We start from the raw sequence: 16,190 nt of genomic DNA, 5'->3' as shown, positions 1-16,190 counted from the left end.
CATTGGGCATGAGCTTTACTTGGTTTTCACCTTAATGCTCTCACTCAGCAGCTTAAGCTGGTGACTCTCCTGATGGTCATTCGGCGTTTTGGTTTCTTTGACCAGCAGAGCATCATTGTAGGTTTTCACCGTTTCCAGACTGTGAGAGGTCTGAGAAGTGCCCACCGTCGCCAGCAGCCCTTTCTTGAAGTCCAGCGTGGTGTCGGTAGAACTGTCTTCATTTATCTGATGATAAGTGTAGTTCTGCGACGACTTCAGCATGCTGAGAGCCAGCGGCGTCCCCGCCGTCAGCGACTCATGGAAGCTGGCCTGCAAGTGAGACTTGGTATTCTGAGTTATCTTGCTGCGATTGCCGTCCACGCCGTCAATCAGGTTGCTGCTCTGGCTAAAGCTATAGGCAAAGCTGTCCTTCTCATCATCTTTGTACGGGTTCGACTTAACATCCGTTTGCTGGAAGGAAGCCGAGAAGTCCGCCAAACCACTCAGATAAGACTGCGCCTTATTGGTTTCAGTCACTGTGATGATTTGGTGGCTTTTGTCGATTTCGTTTGAGCCATAGTGGCTATTAAGCGCGTGGAACGCTGACTTGAAGCTCGACATCATGTCTTGGTTGGCATAGCCGCGCAGCGCCGCGTTACTCAGCTGTTTGTCATAAGCCGCGAGTGCCTGATCCTGCTGCCCCAGCGTGCCCAATAGCTCAGGATGGCTGAGGTCGGTGTTCAGCTGGAATGCGCCGTTAGCGTCTTTATAGCTCAGCGCGCGCTGGGTGAGATCACTCTGGAAGTTGAGAGACTGCACGGACTGGCCGCTTTCGCGCACGTCGGCGTTCAGGTCGACCGATTTGAGCTGTGTAGTATCAAATTGGGTTAAGCCATCCACGTTCACCGTCGGCGTCTTGCCGGACATGCCGTCGAGAGTGCTCTGGAAAGCATCTGCCAGACCCGCAATCGCGTCGGTCTCTTTATCCGTCAGCTCCCCGCCGGTGGTGGTCACTTCGGCCACCAATCCCCCCTGCTGGCGGGAGAGCGACACGCTGACCTTCACGCCGCTTTGGGTGACGATGTCCAATGCCACGGCGCTGGCTTTATCGGTACCACTGGCATCGACGTTTTTGGTGGAACTCACCGCCGCCGAGAAGTCAGAAGGGTTATCTTTTAATTGCGCTAACAGCGCCTTACCTAACCCCTGAAACGCGCCGGATATCGGCTGATTGGCATTGGCGCCCATCAACACATCCAGCTGGCTGTGGCCGGTATTAAGGGTGTTGGTACGCAGTTTCTGCGCGCTGATGCTGTAAATCGCATTGAGTTCATCACTTGCGTTACTCAGCGTGACGCGTGTTGAAGGCTGAGGCGGCGTTGCCGCTGGCTGGTTTACTCTGGCCCCGTTAGCGCTGGCAATGCGCGGGGGTGGGAACGAAATTCCGCTAATTTGACCTACCATTTGTCCTATCCCAGTTTTCTTATCCGTTATCTGGTATCGGCCAAAATTTGATTAACTTAAGAAGAAAATGCGCAAAGTGTCGGCAGGCAAAAAGTAAAATGGGCCGAACAAGTCGGCCCATAGGATACAGCTTAAGTCAGGCTTATTTACGCGCCAGTGCCGCCGCGTTACGCCCGGCCAGAATGCCGAAGATGATGATGTCAGCCACTGCGTTGCCGCCGATGCGGTTCGCGCCGTGGATACCACCGACCACTTCACCCGCCGCCCAGGCCCCGGTGATCACCTGTTTCTGAGCATCGAGCACCGCGGTGTCAGTGTTGATGGTCACGCCGCCCATGGTGTGGTGAACCCCCGGCGCGATGCGAATGGCGTAGAACGGCCCCTGATTCAGCGGATGACGCAGCGCGGTTTTACGGCCGAAATCTTCGTCATTTTGCTTATCCACGAACACGTTGTAACGCTCAAGGGTCGCTAACAGCGCGTGCATATCCATGTTCAGCTTCACCGCCAGCTCCTGCGGCGAAGGCGCGCTGACCACAAAGCCCTTGGCGATATACTCGTCGGCGGCTTTGTTGTTGGCGCGAACCTGATCGTCGAAGATCACCCAAGCACTCTTCTCTGGCAGCGCGATGATTTCGGCAGAGACTTTGTCGCGGGTTTCCATTTCGTTGTAGAAACGCTTGCCCGCCTGACTCACCAGAATTGCACCCCCACCGCGAATCGCTTCGGAGATCAGGTAAGAAGTGGTTTGCTCAACGGTTGGGTGGATCTGAATCTCGCCCATGTCCACGGTATCCGCACCGATTTTTTGCAGCATGGCGATACCGCTGCCGGTCGCGCCTTTGTGGTTGGTGGTCACGAAGCCGTCCAGCTCAGGGCGGTATTTCACCACCATTTCGCGGTTGGCGCTGAAGCCACCGGTGGCAACAATGACGCTTTTCGCATTCAGAATGCGGGTGTCGTTGTACTCATCCACCACCTTCACGCCGGTCACCACGCCGTTATCAAACAGAATGTCGGAAACCGAGGTTTCGAGCAGCACTTCGATATCGCGCTTGTTGATGTTTTTCACCAAGCCGCTGATTAGGAAGCCGCCAACGGCAGAACGGTCAGCAGGACGGTGGGTACGGTCGATGCTCATCCCGCCGGTGATGGTGATGTCGTTCAGCTCAATCTCTTTCGACGCCAGCCACTCTACGGCTTCAGGTGCCAGCTCGACGAACTCGCGCAGCAGGACCGGGTTGTTTTTGAACTTGCCGCCTTTCAGCGTCTCTTCATAGAACAGGTCTTTGCTGTCTTCGATGCCTTTGAGTTTCTGGAAACGGGTTTCTGCGGCGTTCATGCCCACCGATGCCTTGATGGTGTTGCCGCCGATGGTTGGCATCTTCTCGATGATAACCACGTGCGCGCCTTCATCATGAGCCTGAATCGCGGCCGCCAGGCCTGCGCCGCCGCTGCCGATCACCACCACATCGTAATTCTGCGGAGCCTGCGGGTTACCGCCCTCTTCAATCACGTGCTCTTTGCTGGAGGTGGCCAGCGCGCGGGAAACGGCTTTCTTCAACGCCTCACTCTGGGTGGTTGCGCCGGTAATGGCGTCAACGTGCGGGCTGTTGGCCACCAGAATGCGCGAGCGCAGGCTTTCGAAGGTGGTGGTGAAGTCGACGTCGAGGGTGTCGTCCTTAACCAGCGTGATATCAGTGATACGGTCGGTATCCAGCGTAACGCTGATTTTCAGTTTCAGCGCTTCGGCTTCAACTTTCTCCTGATAGACCCCGGCTTTATATTTACGGCCAGTGGCGCTGGTGTCGCGGATCATGGCGTCAACCAGTGAGAAGCGCCACAGAGGTTCAGGGATGTTCAGGGCTTCACGTTTGTTGCTATCAATGAACAGCTCGAGGTGTTCATTGTTGATGATGCGGTCGGCCCAGTCCGGGTACGCGATGCAGGCTTTACCTACCGCAACCAAGTCAAAACCGTGCTCCAAGGCGTTTTCCGCATCTTCTTTGTTCAACACGCCGCCCACGCCAATGACTGGGATCTTCGCCAGATTTTCAGAACGCTGGGCGCGATATTTAGTGATAAGCGGCGTTGGGTCGCTGGTGTCGACAATCGACGGGCGCAGCAACTGGCCGACGGAGAAGTGCACATAGTCCAGACCGCGCTCGGCCAGTTTTTCCAGCAAATACATGGTGTCGTCGAAACGGATGCCCGGAACTTCTAACTCTTCTGGCGAGAAGCGGTAGCCGATAATAAAGTCGTTGTGAGCAAAACGCTCGACCATCTTGTGAGCGATATCAAGTACTTCTAGCGGGAAACGGGCGCGTTTGTCGCGATCGCCGCCCCATTTATCGGTGCGCTGGTTGGAGTTGGGTGAGTAGAACTGCTGGATCAGATAGGTATTTGCGCCGTGGATCTCCACGCCGTCGAAACCAGCTTTGATAGCACGGTTAAAGGCGTCACCAAACTTGGTGATCATTATGTCTACTTCTTCGGCACTCAGCTCTTTCGGCGTCGTCGCCCCTTCACGCGGCGCGGCGATAGCACTCGGCGCGACCGGCGTTCTGCCGCCAATCAGCTCTGGCTCAACCATGCGGCCGCCGTGATAAATCTGCAAAATAGCTTTTGAGCCTTTGGATTTAATCGCGTCAGCTATTTTCTTCAGTCCCGGAATTTTATTATCGCTATCAATGGCGATTGCCCCTGGGAAGGCAGGACCCATGCGGTCGATGAAGCAACATTCAACAATAATAGTCCCGATGCTGCCCGCGCGGTCGCGATAGTACTCCACCAATTCACTGGTGACGGTGCCATCGTAAAAGCCGGTACAGGTGGTCATCGGGGCCATGACCAAGCGGTTTTTCAGCACGGCGCCATTTGGCAAAGTGAGGTGGTTAAGAACCGGGGTGAGCTTATTCATTCTGAGCAACTCCAACATTTAGAAAATCGTCAATTTTTCCGAGGGCGTAGTGCATACCGTTTAATTAACCAGCGCTGAGGTCATCTAAAAAAATAAAAATCCATCGGCTTATATAAATGGAAAATTTAGTTATGCGTTTTTATAGAAAGGGAGTTGTATATTTAATAGCCAGGAAACCAATAGCACCCTTAATTGTTAGTGATGAGTTGACAAAAATCAACTTATGATTAACATAAAAAATCATACCATAAAAATCAGCAGGTTAAGCTAGGAATTTGGCTTTTACGTAAATTTACTCTACTCTCACTGAGAGAGGACGGTGTTTGATAGATAACGGTGACTTTTTTTAGTTTAGGTCTATATAAACAATGATAATATCCGTCCGTTAAGTCCTTCTCTGGGTAATACTAATCACTTATTCTTTTCATATTATATTCATCATTCTCGGGTAATAGGCGAAAACGCTGAATCATGAAATGAATATATTGCAAATGCCATGGTGAAATAGCACAAGAAATCGTTACGCATCTCCAACGCAAACATTGATAAACGGGGCATCACGCTCCCCCTCACTAACTTGCAGATAAAAAAATATGAAACCCACATCAACTTTGAGTGATCCCAATAAGGCTGCGCCTGCCTCATCGGGACTAAAGAAACGCCTGATCATGCTGTTTTTACCGGTGCTAGTAGCAGTGATCCTGCTGCTTCTGCCGGTGCCGGCTGGGCTTGAGCCTTACGCTTGGCACTTCTTCGCCATCTTCGTCGGGGTGATTGTTGGTTTGATTTTCGAGCCACTGCCGGGTGCGGTTATCGGCTTGACCGGGGTGGTAGTGATTGCCCTGTTCAGCCAGTGGGTGCTATTCAGCCCCGCCGAACTCGCCAACCCGAAATTCAAAACCGCCACCGAAGCCTTTAAATGGGCTGTGAGTGGTTTTGGTAACTCAACGGTTTGGTTGATTTTCGGCGCATTCATGTTTGCTGCGGGCTATGACAAAACGCAGTTTGGTCGCCGTCTGGCACTGATTCTGGTGAAATACCTCGGGCGTCGCAGCTTGACGCTGGGTTACGCCATCACCTTCGCCGACCTGCTGCTGGCCCCGTTCACGCCATCCAACACCGCGCGAAGCGGCGGGACTATCTACCCGATTATTGCCAACCTGCCGCCGCTGTACGGCTCGAAGCCTAACGACCCGAGCGCGCGCAAAATCGGCTCTTATCTGATGTGGGTGGCCATCACCTCGGCCTGTATCACCAGCTCCATGTTCTTATCCGCACTGGCCCCTAACCTGCTGGCACTGGCGCTGGTTAAGAGCATCGTCGGCTTCGAGATCTCGTGGGGGATGTGGTTCCTCGCCTTCCTGCCGCTTGGCGTGCTGCTGATCCTCACCATGCCATTGCTGGCTTACTGGTTCTATCCGCCGGAAGTGAAGATTAATGATGAAGTGCCGCGCTGGGCGACCTCTGAGCTGGAGAAGCTGGGCAAGCTGTCGCGTCACGAAATCCTGCTGCTGGTCTTCGTCTGCTCGGCCCTGCTGATGTGGATTTTCGCCGCCGCGTGGATTGAACCTGCCATGGCCGCGCTGTTGGTGGTGGTGCTGATGCTGTGGACCGGCGTGCTGAACTGGAATGACATTACCAGCAATAAACCGGCTTGGAACACCTTCGCCTGGTTCGCCACGTTAGTGGCACTGGCCGACGGGCTGGCGCGAGTGGGCTTCATCTCGTGGCTGGGTCTGCAAGGCGGGCAACTGCTTACCGGCATCGACCCACAGGTCGCGGCGGTAATGTTACTGGTGGCCTTCTTCCTGCTGCACTACCTGTTCGCCAGTACCACGGCGCACACCACCGCGCTGTTACCTGCGATGCTGACCATCGCGGCGGCCATTCCGGGCATCAACATGCCGGTTTACTGTCTGATGATGGTGACCTCGCTGGGTGTGATGGGGATCATCACTCCTTACGGCACCGGCCCAAGCCCGATTTACTACGGCTCCGGCTACCTGCCAACCAAAGACTTCTGGCGTCTAGGAACCATCTTCGGCGCCATCTTCCTCGGCGGCCTGATGCTCATCGCCTACCCGTGGATGGTATTGATGTTCTAATTTAGACCTTCAGGGCGCAGCGATCGCTGCGCCATTGCAAAATGGCCAGATGGGGAAACCTTCTGGCCATTTTTTATTGTGAAACTTATTCAGTGAGTTCCTGCCAAATCACAATGACCGCCTATTTGCTAAGCCTAGGTATATAAAGACGTTATTAACAAAAATTGATTTCTTACCGACCGGATAACTTATTCTTCAATTCATATAAACCGACTAAGTGTTATCCACAATGTATGTCCCCTCCTACATTGCATTAATCACTTTCTCTATTACGCTTAATAAAGCTGCCTCTGGCAGTCAATGATGGTAACAACTATTAGCTTATTATATAAAACTGAGGTTTATATGAAAAACACTCAAGAATTAAGAACGTTAACGCTCGAAGAAATCGAAATGGTAAACGGCGCTGGTTTAGTGGGTAATGTTGTTTCTGGTCTCAATGGCGTAGTCAATTCGGTTGGCGTCTTGCCTCTAGAGGTTTTAGAAAATGCATACGCACTTGGAAAAGAGCAAGCAATAAAACTCGTAGATGCAGTTCTCTAGCGAGCATTCTCTTTAATGCGTTTTTACATTCAATTAGATTACATCGCTAATAGATAGGTTGCATAGCGTTAATAGGGTCCGCTTTAGGTGGGCCTTTTGTTTTTTTAGAATTAGATAAAAGTCAGGTGAGAGTGTGTGTGGGTAGGTTTATCAGGGAGTTAAGTAATAAAAGCTCAATTGGCGGGCTATTGTGGAAAAGGAAAACGCCGCTGAGGCGGCGTTTTGGGGGAAGTTTAATGCTATAAGCTGATAAAAAACTTGGAAAGATCAACTTTAGAACTTCCCCCTGCTATAAAGATATCTTAATAAGAATCATGCCCGTAAGTCATAAAGATCTTTTGCTTCCTCATCCATATCTAGACTCCCAAGAGCACCAAGATCTAAACTATAGATTTTATCACTACTATCTTTTATACAAATAAAATACCCGAGATCTCCATCTTGCCCTATTAAAAAATAGTCCGGCTCAACGTCATGAATAGTATACGTCTCATTCCTTTCAACAACATCCAGATAATTAAATATATAAACAGAGTCGCCTTGCTTATTTTTTATCTCATAGACTTCTTTATCTTGTATTTCTTCAGATAAAAACTTCTTATAAGCACTTGGCAGTTTAATAGCCCGACTCGTTTCTATATGTTTCAATTCATCTAAAACCTTATCTTTATCCATATACAACGACCTTTATCTGTAAAATGTGAATGCGTTTATTTAAATATCAAAAAATGGATTGAGCTTGTTACTTTCCCTGAGGCCTTCAAAATATTTATAAGCATCATTAAGAGACTGCCTTGCCTGTTTCGCTGGGACTCCTGAGTTTAACATTTCTCTATAGCTAACGTTAAACTCCTGCTTCAACGTTGTATCCCAACCGCCAGGTAAAGCACGTCGAGCTCTTTGTGCCGCACTAATTTTAGCGTGTGGACTACCGGATGCTGATTTCAATAACGTTGCTGGCGCAGAATTCCGTTGATATTCATTAATTCTTTTCTTAGCCCATGCATCCTGAATAGGGTGATGACTTTGAACAAAGCCATCCGCTTTGCTATTTGCATGCCCCGGAGCACGATTTTGTCCTGGAGATAAATTACCATGAGGATCTACATCACCTGCTTTGTAACCATTGGGAGCATTACAAGGCGTAAGACCCAGCGGATCCACCCACCCTAGCGGCTCAGGCACATAAGCATACGTATTCAACCCACCCGCCAGCCCTATCGGATCCGGCTGGGTAAATCGCCCTGCTACGGGGTCGTAGTAACGGAAAAGATTGTAGTGTAGGCCTGTTTCCCTGTCCAGATACTGGCCTTGGAAGCGCAGGTTCTGCGGCACGGCGAGGTGGCTGGCGTGGGTTTCGTGCTCGGTTTCTCCCCAACTGCTGAAGCGGCCTTGCCAGACGATTTCACCGCGTTCATCGGTCATTCGCTCGGGCAGGCCATTCAGGTCGGTGTGATACCAAAACGTCTGCTGGCTATCTCCGCCGATGTCCACTCGAGCCACCGGCTCCCAGCTTCCTTCGCTATACAGATATTGCACGCTGCGGTCCGGCGTGCGGCTGCTCTGCTCGCCCACCATCTGCAAACCTTGCCAGTGGAAGGTGATGATTTCCGCATTAGCTTCGGGCTGGCCGTGGCGATGCAGAACTTTATGCGTTCGCCGCCCCAGCGCGTCATAGCGATACTGCACTCGCTGGAATTCCCGGTGCCCGGTTAGCCGCACCTCTGTCACCTGATGCTCGGCGTTATAGCTGAAGTGCTGCTCGACCGCGCTCTGATCGGCCTTGCGCCACAGCAGGCGTCCAAAACCGTCATACTCCCAGCGCGCGCCTTTGAGTCGGCGCAGCAGGTTGTGCCAGACCACCTGCCCCAGCGTGTCTGTGCGGTTGCCCGCCGGGTCGTAGTGGAAGCGCTCTTCACGCTCCGCGCCGATGCGGTGAGTCACCTGCCCTGCCGCGTCATAGCCAAAACGCTGCTGGCTGAAGCTTGGTCTTGAGTCGCTTTTTTCCACTGACATCAGCATCTGCTGCGCCACCTGATCCAAGCGATCCCATTGGTAGCGGCGTTCCAGCACCGCGCTGCGGCGCTTGATGATCCTTCCTGCCGGATCATAGGCCGTCTCCAGCGTCAGCGGACCTTGGCTGCGGCTTATCTCGCGATGCAGGCGATCCCGCTCGTAATCGGCGATCTCAGCCTTTTGCCCATCCAGCTGCCAGAGGCGCTGCAACAGGTTCCCGCTGCCGTAGCGCAGAAACTTCTGAGTTGCTCCGTCTGGCCCCTGACTTTGCTGCAAATTGCCCAGCGCGTCGTACTGATATTGCCAGCGACCGCCGTGGTTCTGCTCACTTTGCAGGTTGCCGAGCGCATCCAGCGTAAAGCTCAGTTGCTCGTCCCACTCGGGTTCTACGCCTTGCTGCTGCGCGGCGCGAAGTTTGCCGTGCGCGGTGCGCTGTACGGTGACGTTGCGCGCCGCGTATTGGTAGCGAGTGTAAGTCTCGGCGTTGCTTTTCGCGCTAAGCCTGCCCAGCAGGTCATATTCGAGATGTGAAACCAGTGGCTCCAGTGGTTCGCCGTGCTGCGCCAGAGGTTGTTGAGTGATAGAGGTGACCTGCCCGCGGTCGTCATAGCCGTAGCTTTTACGGCGTCCGGCGTAGTCGGTCTGCGCCAGCAGGCGTTCGCCGCTGTCATAATCAAACAGCCAGCTGTCATTGTTTGGGTTAATCAGCCGGGTCAGGCGACCAAAGCGATCATAGTCGAAACGGGTCTGATGCCCCGCCGGATCGGTCTGGCAAATCACCTGTCCGCGCACGTTGCGCTGCAGTTTACGCTCGGAGAAACCGTCGATGTTCTCGCCGATCAGCTGCCCGTAAGCATCATATTCGTAGTGAGTCTCGCGGTTGTCGGCGCGAATGATAGCTTCAATGCGCCCCGCGCGGCTCCAGCGACAAGAGGTGGTATTGCCCTCGGCGTCAGTGGCGCTCATCAGTCTGCCAGTTGCGTCATAGTGTTGATGGCTGCGGTAGCCCGAGCAGTCTTCATCGCTAATCATCTGGCCGCGCTCGTTCCACCAGAAGCGATGGGTGTTGCCCAGCGCATCGGTCTCGCACACCAAGTCACCCTGCGGGTTCCACTCCAACTGGGTGACGCCGCCCTGCGGGTCAGTGACCTTCACCACGTCGCCCAGCAGGTTGTGCTCATAACGCCAGCTCGCGCCGTCGGCCAATACTTCTTGCTCAGGCTGCGACCACACCGGGTGCCAGACGGTCAGACGAGTGTCGCCCAGCGGGTTACGCACCGCACTCAAGTTGCCGCGCTGGTCGTAGCCATACTCCCAGCGTTCCCCCGCAGGGCCGATGGTGGCTTGCAGCAGCTCACCCTGATCCATCCATTCATACTGCCACTCGGCGCCGTACATATCCGTCCAGCGGGTGATGCGATACAGCTCGTCCCACTGGTGGAAGCTGCTGCCGCTGGAAAGGCAGGTCACGGTGGCGTTGCGGGCCTGCTCGTCACTATCAATGATCCAGCTCTCGAGGATCTGCTGCTGGGCGTCGAGCACCTGATATGCGTTAACCCGCCAGTAGCGGCTGTCGGCTGCTGGTTGCCAGTCGTAGTGAACGGTCAAACCCGTGGCGTAGCTGTGGGTAGCCAGCATGTCGCTGGCGCGATCCCAACTGAAACGTCGGGTGACCACCTCATCGGCATCGCTGACGCTAACCAGCTGGCCCTCGTCGTTATAGCCATAGCGCACCAGCAGATAGCGCTCGCCTGCTGCAATCTGGTGTACCGCCGCCAGCCGTCCATGTTCGGACTCATAGCTCAGCTCGACCGACATCGCCTCATTATCACCAGCAATGGCAATTAGCTGACCAGCGTCATTCCAGGTCAGATGCTGGCAGTTGTCGTGGCGGTCATAAATGCGGGCGATGCGCCATTCACCTTCGTGAGCCGGGTCCGGCTCATACAGCTGGTGTTCGCCTTCGCTGGTTTGCAGCACCACCACGCCGTCCAGCGTGCAGTAAAGGGTCAGGCCATCTTCGGTGAATTGAACGATATCACCGGGACGAACCTCGCCCATATCCAGCTCGCGGCCAGAGATATCGCGCCAGAGGAAGTGCAGCGCGCCATTTGCCGCGCGATAGCGAATCAGGCGTGTCTCAAACGGCAGCATCCACCCCTGACCCAGCAGGCCAGTCGCCAGATTGCGGCTATGGTAAACACGCTGCCAGTAAAGCGGGATGCGATCTTCGAGCACGAAGTCGAGGTCTTCAGCACCGGCGAGGATCTTCGCGCCGGTGGCGATATTCACCGGATGGGAGGTTTGTACGGCCTGCGACGCAATAAGAGCTGCCCCCGCAACCCCTTGCGCTGCGGCGCTGCCAACGACTTCACCAACAGCCGCTGTGACAATGGCACAAGGAGCGCTGCGCAGAAGTCTGCCTATTGCCACGCGATTAAAAGTTTTCTCCGTGAGAGTCAGCAGTTGCTTCAATCCGCCACCGCCTACCAGTCCGCCGATAAACCAGGCGAGGAAATTTTTGCCGCTGCGAATATCCTGCACCACGATGTTTTCGCCGCCGATGCGCACCCGCGGGTCTTCGGCCACTTCGATTTTGGCTTCGCAGGTACTGCGGTCGCCGTCGCGCGCCGCTGGCTGGCCGTTAATCAGCACCTTCTTTGAGCCTTCGGCGAGGAAAATCGGGTCGCTATGCTTTGTACAATCCACTTCGTCTTTGGTGGCGGCCGAGCTATGAGGGCTGGCAGACGCAACGGTCGGCTGGGTGATGTCTTTCCACAGGTTGCTGAAGAATCCCCCCACGTCCGATGCCGTGGTACTGCTGATTTTATCCCCCAGCGCGCTGAAAAAGGCTCCCGGGTGCGCCACGGTTGAGGCAATGCCTGCCGCCATACCCGCCGCGATCTCCCATGCGGATGGGCCCTCTCCTTCGCCACCGGCAGGCGCGTTGAGAAACTGGTGATCGACCGTGCCTGCCGCGCGGGCCGCAGGTTTGCCCATGATATGCACATTGTCTGAGCCGCTGGAGATCTTGGCGTCCGGCGGCCCCCTCAGGCCTAGCGCGCCGAGCAGGTCATCTACTGCCCCGCCGACAGCATTGCCCCAGCGTTCAGGAAAGCCGTTGGCGATGGCGCCGATGGTCAGGCCGATACCCAGCGCGACGCCGAAGCCACTCGCCACCATGGCGGTACTTGCCATAAAAATCCCGGCGTAAATGGCCCCTTCCACCACGCCGCTGACAAAGTCACTGATCAGCGAACTATGAATCAACGGATCGTCGATTCTCGCTGCAACCTTATCTGCCATGGATCACGCCTCCGCCACGCAGGGAGCGAACTCCTGCCGGATAGCCTGCCACGCCTGAGTTTGCTGCTCAGTAAACTGGCCTGCGGCACTGAAGGTTAAGGCCAGCAGATGGTCTTTCGCCCACGCCACCAGCAGCTTCTGTTCTACTGCAACGCCCTGATTTTCAAAGCGCATCGCCACCTGCTGCGCGGGCCACGGGCCCAGCGTCGTTGGCTCGGGAGACTGCGCGCTGAACTTCTTCATGTCGCGTTTTACCTTTTGCAGTTGCTGCTGCAAAAAAGAGTCCACCTCGTCCTCGGCGATTTTCCAGTCGCGAGTCGCCACCAGCGTGGCGCGCAAATCGGCCAAGCTCAGCACCGTGATACTTTGGTCCTGCACCACGCCCGGCAAATTTAGCGTGCCTTCGGATAAGACGAACTGTACTGGCTGGCTCATGAACTGCTCCCTGCATCTTTATTAGCAAAAACGTTACTGACTTCCGCCGCGATCTCGCCCGGCGTAGGTGATACCGCAGGGGCTTGCGCTGGCTTGTTAATGTTCAAATCAAGGGTGCCGCCGGTGTTGATCTCTCCCTGCCCAGAGGCATTGATTTGGAAGTTTTTACACTGGAGCGAAATGGTGCCGTTGGGGTTCATGGTCAGCACGCTGTCGCCGGTGACGAAGGTGATGCCACTGCTGGCTGCGAGCACCACGTTGGCGTTGGATTTCAGCATGTAATCGGTGCCGACCAGCTCGCTGCGGGCGTATTGCGTCTGCTGGGCGTACTCCCCGCTGACTTTGCTTTCGAAGCTTTTTTCAATGCTGATGGTGTGATTGCCGCCGACAGAATGAGTTTCGTCATTCTTAACGTTGGTATCCATGTTGCGCTCGGCCTGGATCCACAGCTGCTCGGAACCACTTTTGTCTTCAAAGCGCAGGGCGTTGGCGTTGTCCGGCGTGCCGTCTTTACTGCGGCTCATAAAGCCCATCTGGGTTGCGGCGGCGGGCAGCACCCACGGCGGCATGCTGGCTTCGTTATAGACGCGCCCGGTGATGATCGGGCGGTCCGGATCGCCATTGATGAAGTCGATAACCACTTCATCGCCCACGCGCGGGATCTGCACCCCGCCGAAGCCCTGTCCGGCCCATGCGCTGGAAACGCGCACCCAGCACGAGCTGGTGTCATCGCCCTTCGCCAGACGGTCCCAGTGGAACTTCACCTTGACCCGGCCATATTTATCGGTCCAGATTGACTCCCCTTTTGGCCCCACCACGCGCGCGGTCTGCGGCCCGTGAGTGCGCGGCCATTCGGTACGCTGGGCCGAGCGGAAGGTGGTCTCGGCAGGGATAACCACGAAGTTGATGTTATGAATGCTTTCGGCACCGCTGCCGCTGGCATAGGTGTTTTCCTGCAAGGTGTAGGCGGCGCTGACCACCAAATAGTCGCCGCTGTCGCTGGCGTAAGGCGGGTTGCCGAGGGTGAAGGTATGGCCCGGCACAATGCCTAATGCCGTGCCGACGGCGTCAATGCGCTGATGCTCGGCCTGCCACTCTTCCTGACGAATGCGGGCATAGAACTCGCCGTGGCTGTGGTCGACAAAGCGCCCCGGCCACTCGTAGTAATCAATCTGACCCGGCGACGGTGAAGCCGGGTTTTGCCGCGCCTGAAACAGCCAAGCGTTGGGTTTGCGGAAGTCGTAATCGTCGATGCTGTAAATGCCCGGCGTCACGCGCTCGCTAATTGCCCACTTGCTGATCCCCTCTTCGCTGGTGCTGCCGCCGGACTCGCTGACGTGATAAGGGATCTCCTCATAGCCCGGATACGGCTGGTGCTGCGACGCGGCATCCATCAAGACCAGCGTGTGTTTGTCCGCCTCATGATTGAAGAAGAAGTAGATCCCCTCCAGCTCCATCAGTCGTGAGATGAAATCGTAGCTATTCTCTTGATACTGAACGCAATACTCCCAGCTGCGATACTCGCCGGTCAGCTTATCTTCGACATGTACGCCGTACTCGCTCAACACCGTTTTGATGATGTCCGGCACTCGCTGGTTCTGGAAAATACGCTGGTTACGGTCGCGCAGCATCGGCCACAGGTCCGACTCCATCTTCAGGGTATAAATGGCGTAGCGCGTGCCGTTAACTTCGGTGCTGCTCTGCACGTTTACCGCCGTGATTTTGCCGTTGAGATAGCGTGGCGCCGCCGTCAGCCCCTGAGTCGGGATGTTGATGGTGATCGGCTGCCCGAGCATCCCTTTACGATCAAGGCGTGCATCGGTACTTAACAGGCCAACATCCAGCGCAAAGGAGCGGGAAACCACTTCCATCCCGGAAAGTTTCCAGAACATCAGCGCGCCGTCACCCGCCGGGGTGGTTACGGTAATACGGTCAAACATAGAGAGCCTCTTAAAGCGAGCCGCAAACGCCAGAACGGCGTCTGCGGAGAAGAACGGGGGATTACTGCGGGTTGATGATCCAAACCCCTTCGTCGCCAACAGTAATTTTTTGCTGACGCTGCTGGCCATTGTTAGAAATGACAATCTGGTAGTCGCCCGCAGGCAGTTTCAGGCTGGCAAAACCGTTGGCCGAAGGCACTGCCGCGCGCTCTTGACCATTCAGGGTCAGTTTGTCGCCCTGACGCAGTTTGAGGTAAACCTGCGCAACCGGGGCCGGGGCGGGAGCAACAGGCGCCTGCGCCACCGGGGCTTCGCTAGTGGCTGGCGCGCTAGTCGTCGCCGCAGGTTCAGCGGCGGGCGCAGTGCTGGCGCTGGAAGCCGACTCACCGCCGCCGCTTCTTAGCAGCGCGCCGATACCCATGCCGACCAACACCCCTGCCGCCACCAGCGCGGGCAGCAGCCAGCGTCGCGCCGTCACTGGTTTTTCAGCTTCTTCTTCCGCTTTCACCGGCACCAGCATGGTGCCCGGCCCGCTGCGCGCCAGCATCGACTCCTCTGAGTCGGCGTCGCCCAGTTGCAGCAGCGCAACCAACTGGTCCATATTCTGAGGACGGTCAGCCGGATAGAGCGACAGCATCTGGTCTATGGCCTGAAGCAGGGGCAGCGAGTAGCCCGCCGGGCGGCGCTGTGCCAGCGGCACGTAGCTGTCTTCAATACTGCGCACCACGCTGACGGCAGGCGGCGCGCCGGTGATTAGCGTATGCAACACCGCGCCCAGCGCATAGATATCGGTCCACGCGCCCTGCTCGTTTTCGTCACCGTCGCTGTACTGCTCGATAGGCGCAAAGCCCGGCTTGAGCATGGTTTCCGTTTCATCAGACATGTTGCCGATGGCTTTGCGCGCCGAGCCGAAATCAAGCAGCACCGGACGCATGTTGGCCTGAATCTGAATGTTATCCAGCGAGATGTCGCGATGCAGGTAGCCTTCGTTATGGATCAGGCGGATAGCGCCAATCAGCGGCGGCAGAAGGTCGCGCAGAATAAAGGATTCGTTGATCACTTCCGGGTGCTGCGCGGCCATGTTGGAGAGCGTGGTGCCGCTGTAGAACTGGGTACACATATAAGCCGTGTCGTTTTGCACCCAGAAGCGCAGCACGTGCAGCATGTTTGGGTGGTTAAAACGCGCCAGCAGCCGCGCTTCCTGAATAAAGCTGTTCAGCCCGGCGTGAAAGGTTTTGCTGAAACGCTCACTGCGTAGCGCCAGATTGAGGTCGTCGCTGCGCACCGCCAGCGAAGAAGGCATAAATTCCTTGATGGCGATGGTGCGCTCTAACTGGTGATCCCAGGCTCGGTAGACAATACCGAAGCCGCCGCCACCAATAACCTCTTTGATTTCAAACTCATTAAAGCGATAACCCACCGGCAAGGCGTTGGGCATTGATTTTTTGTTATCCATTTCCGACATAGTAGACAACTCTCTCG

The 16,190-nt window shown here is 55.4% G+C and carries 9 protein-coding genes; 2 read left to right on the top strand and 7 right to left on the bottom strand.

Going from position 1 to position 16,190, the window contains the following annotated elements; genetic code table 11:
* Window positions 1-15: 15 nt before the first annotated feature.
* Together GEAM_RS02045 and GEAM_RS02040 are read right to left on the bottom strand one after the other, a co-directional pair.
* Complete coding sequence (locus tag GEAM_RS02045; RefSeq protein WP_034787570.1) at window positions 16-1,443, bottom strand: hypothetical protein; 1,428 nt, start codon at window positions 1,441-1,443, stop codon at window positions 16-18.
* Between the two features lie 142 nt (window positions 1,444-1,585).
* Window positions 1,586-4,363 carry a flavocytochrome c gene (locus tag GEAM_RS02040; protein ID WP_034787564.1) on the bottom strand — a complete coding sequence of 926 codons (2,778 nt, stop codon included), beginning with the start codon at window positions 4,361-4,363 and terminating at the stop codon, window positions 1,586-1,588.
* 593 nt (window positions 4,364-4,956) lie between these two features.
* On the opposite strand from GEAM_RS02040, the gene GEAM_RS02035 reads away from it, so the two are divergent.
* The gene (locus GEAM_RS02035) at window positions 4,957-6,468 is read left to right on the top strand and encodes an anion permease (RefSeq protein ID WP_034787559.1); all 1,512 of its coding nucleotides are present in this window, start codon (window positions 4,957-4,959) and stop codon (window positions 6,466-6,468) included.
* Between the two features lie 345 nt (window positions 6,469-6,813).
* Entirely contained in the window at window positions 6,814-7,011 is a 198-nt protein-coding gene (locus tag GEAM_RS02030; RefSeq protein WP_150385460.1) for a hypothetical protein, read from the top strand.
* Window positions 7,012-7,323: 312 nt separating this feature from the next.
* On the opposite strand, the gene GEAM_RS02025 is transcribed toward GEAM_RS02030, so the two are convergent.
* From GEAM_RS02025 to GEAM_RS02005, 5 genes are all read right to left on the bottom strand, one after another.
* Window positions 7,324-7,686: a hypothetical protein gene (locus tag GEAM_RS02025; protein ID WP_034787551.1), complete on the bottom strand. Its 363-nt coding sequence runs from the start codon at window positions 7,684-7,686 to the stop codon at window positions 7,324-7,326.
* A gap of 39 nt (window positions 7,687-7,725) precedes the next feature.
* A complete protein-coding gene (locus GEAM_RS02020) occupies window positions 7,726-12,333 on the bottom strand; it encodes an RHS repeat-associated core domain-containing protein (RefSeq protein ID WP_034787546.1) in 4,608 nt (1,535 codons plus the stop codon).
* Window positions 12,334-12,336: 3 nt separating this feature from the next.
* Window positions 12,337-12,768, bottom strand: a complete 432-nt coding sequence (locus GEAM_RS02015) for a DcrB-related protein (RefSeq protein ID WP_034787543.1) — start codon at window positions 12,766-12,768, stop codon at window positions 12,337-12,339.
* Window positions 12,765-14,708, bottom strand: a complete 1,944-nt coding sequence (locus GEAM_RS02010) for a type VI secretion system Vgr family protein (protein WP_034787540.1) — start codon at window positions 14,706-14,708, stop codon at window positions 12,765-12,767. The genes GEAM_RS02015 and GEAM_RS02010 overlap by 4 nt, the downstream gene beginning before the upstream one ends.
* 61 nt (window positions 14,709-14,769) lie before the next feature.
* The gene (locus GEAM_RS02005) at window positions 14,770-16,173 is read right to left on the bottom strand and encodes a serine/threonine protein kinase (protein ID WP_034787535.1); all 1,404 of its coding nucleotides are present in this window, start codon (window positions 16,171-16,173) and stop codon (window positions 14,770-14,772) included.
* Window positions 16,174-16,190: the final 17 nt, after the last annotated feature.

The organism is Ewingella americana ATCC 33852 (genome assembly GCF_000735345.1).
Lineage (GTDB): Bacteria > Pseudomonadota > Gammaproteobacteria > Enterobacterales > Enterobacteriaceae > Ewingella > Ewingella americana.
Note: the sequence above shows the minus strand (reverse complement) of the source record. Positions and strands in the feature narration are given on the sequence as shown.

Excerpts from the sequence above, each read along its gene's own strand:
- GEAM_RS02010 (WP_034787540.1), bottom strand. The coding sequence starts at position 14,708 with ATGTTTGACCGTATTACCGTAACCACCCCGGCGGGTGACGGCGCGCTG.
- GEAM_RS02045 (WP_034787570.1), bottom strand. The coding sequence starts at position 1,443 with ATGGTAGGTCAAATTAGCGGAATTTCGTTCCCACCCCCGCGCATTGCC.
- GEAM_RS02015 (WP_034787543.1), bottom strand. The coding sequence starts at position 12,768 with ATGAGCCAGCCAGTACAGTTCGTCTTATCCGAAGGCACGCTAAATTTG.
- GEAM_RS02030 (WP_150385460.1), top strand. The coding sequence starts at position 6,814 with ATGAAAAACACTCAAGAATTAAGAACGTTAACGCTCGAAGAAATCGAA.
- GEAM_RS02025 (WP_034787551.1), bottom strand. The coding sequence starts at position 7,686 with ATGGATAAAGATAAGGTTTTAGATGAATTGAAACATATAGAAACGAGT.
- GEAM_RS02020 (WP_034787546.1), bottom strand. The coding sequence starts at position 12,333 with ATGGCAGATAAGGTTGCAGCGAGAATCGACGATCCGTTGATTCATAGT.
- GEAM_RS02040 (WP_034787564.1), bottom strand. The coding sequence starts at position 4,363 with ATGAATAAGCTCACCCCGGTTCTTAACCACCTCACTTTGCCAAATGGC.
- GEAM_RS02035 (WP_034787559.1), top strand. The coding sequence starts at position 4,957 with ATGAAACCCACATCAACTTTGAGTGATCCCAATAAGGCTGCGCCTGCC.
- GEAM_RS02005 (WP_034787535.1), bottom strand. The coding sequence starts at position 16,173 with ATGTCGGAAATGGATAACAAAAAATCAATGCCCAACGCCTTGCCGGTG.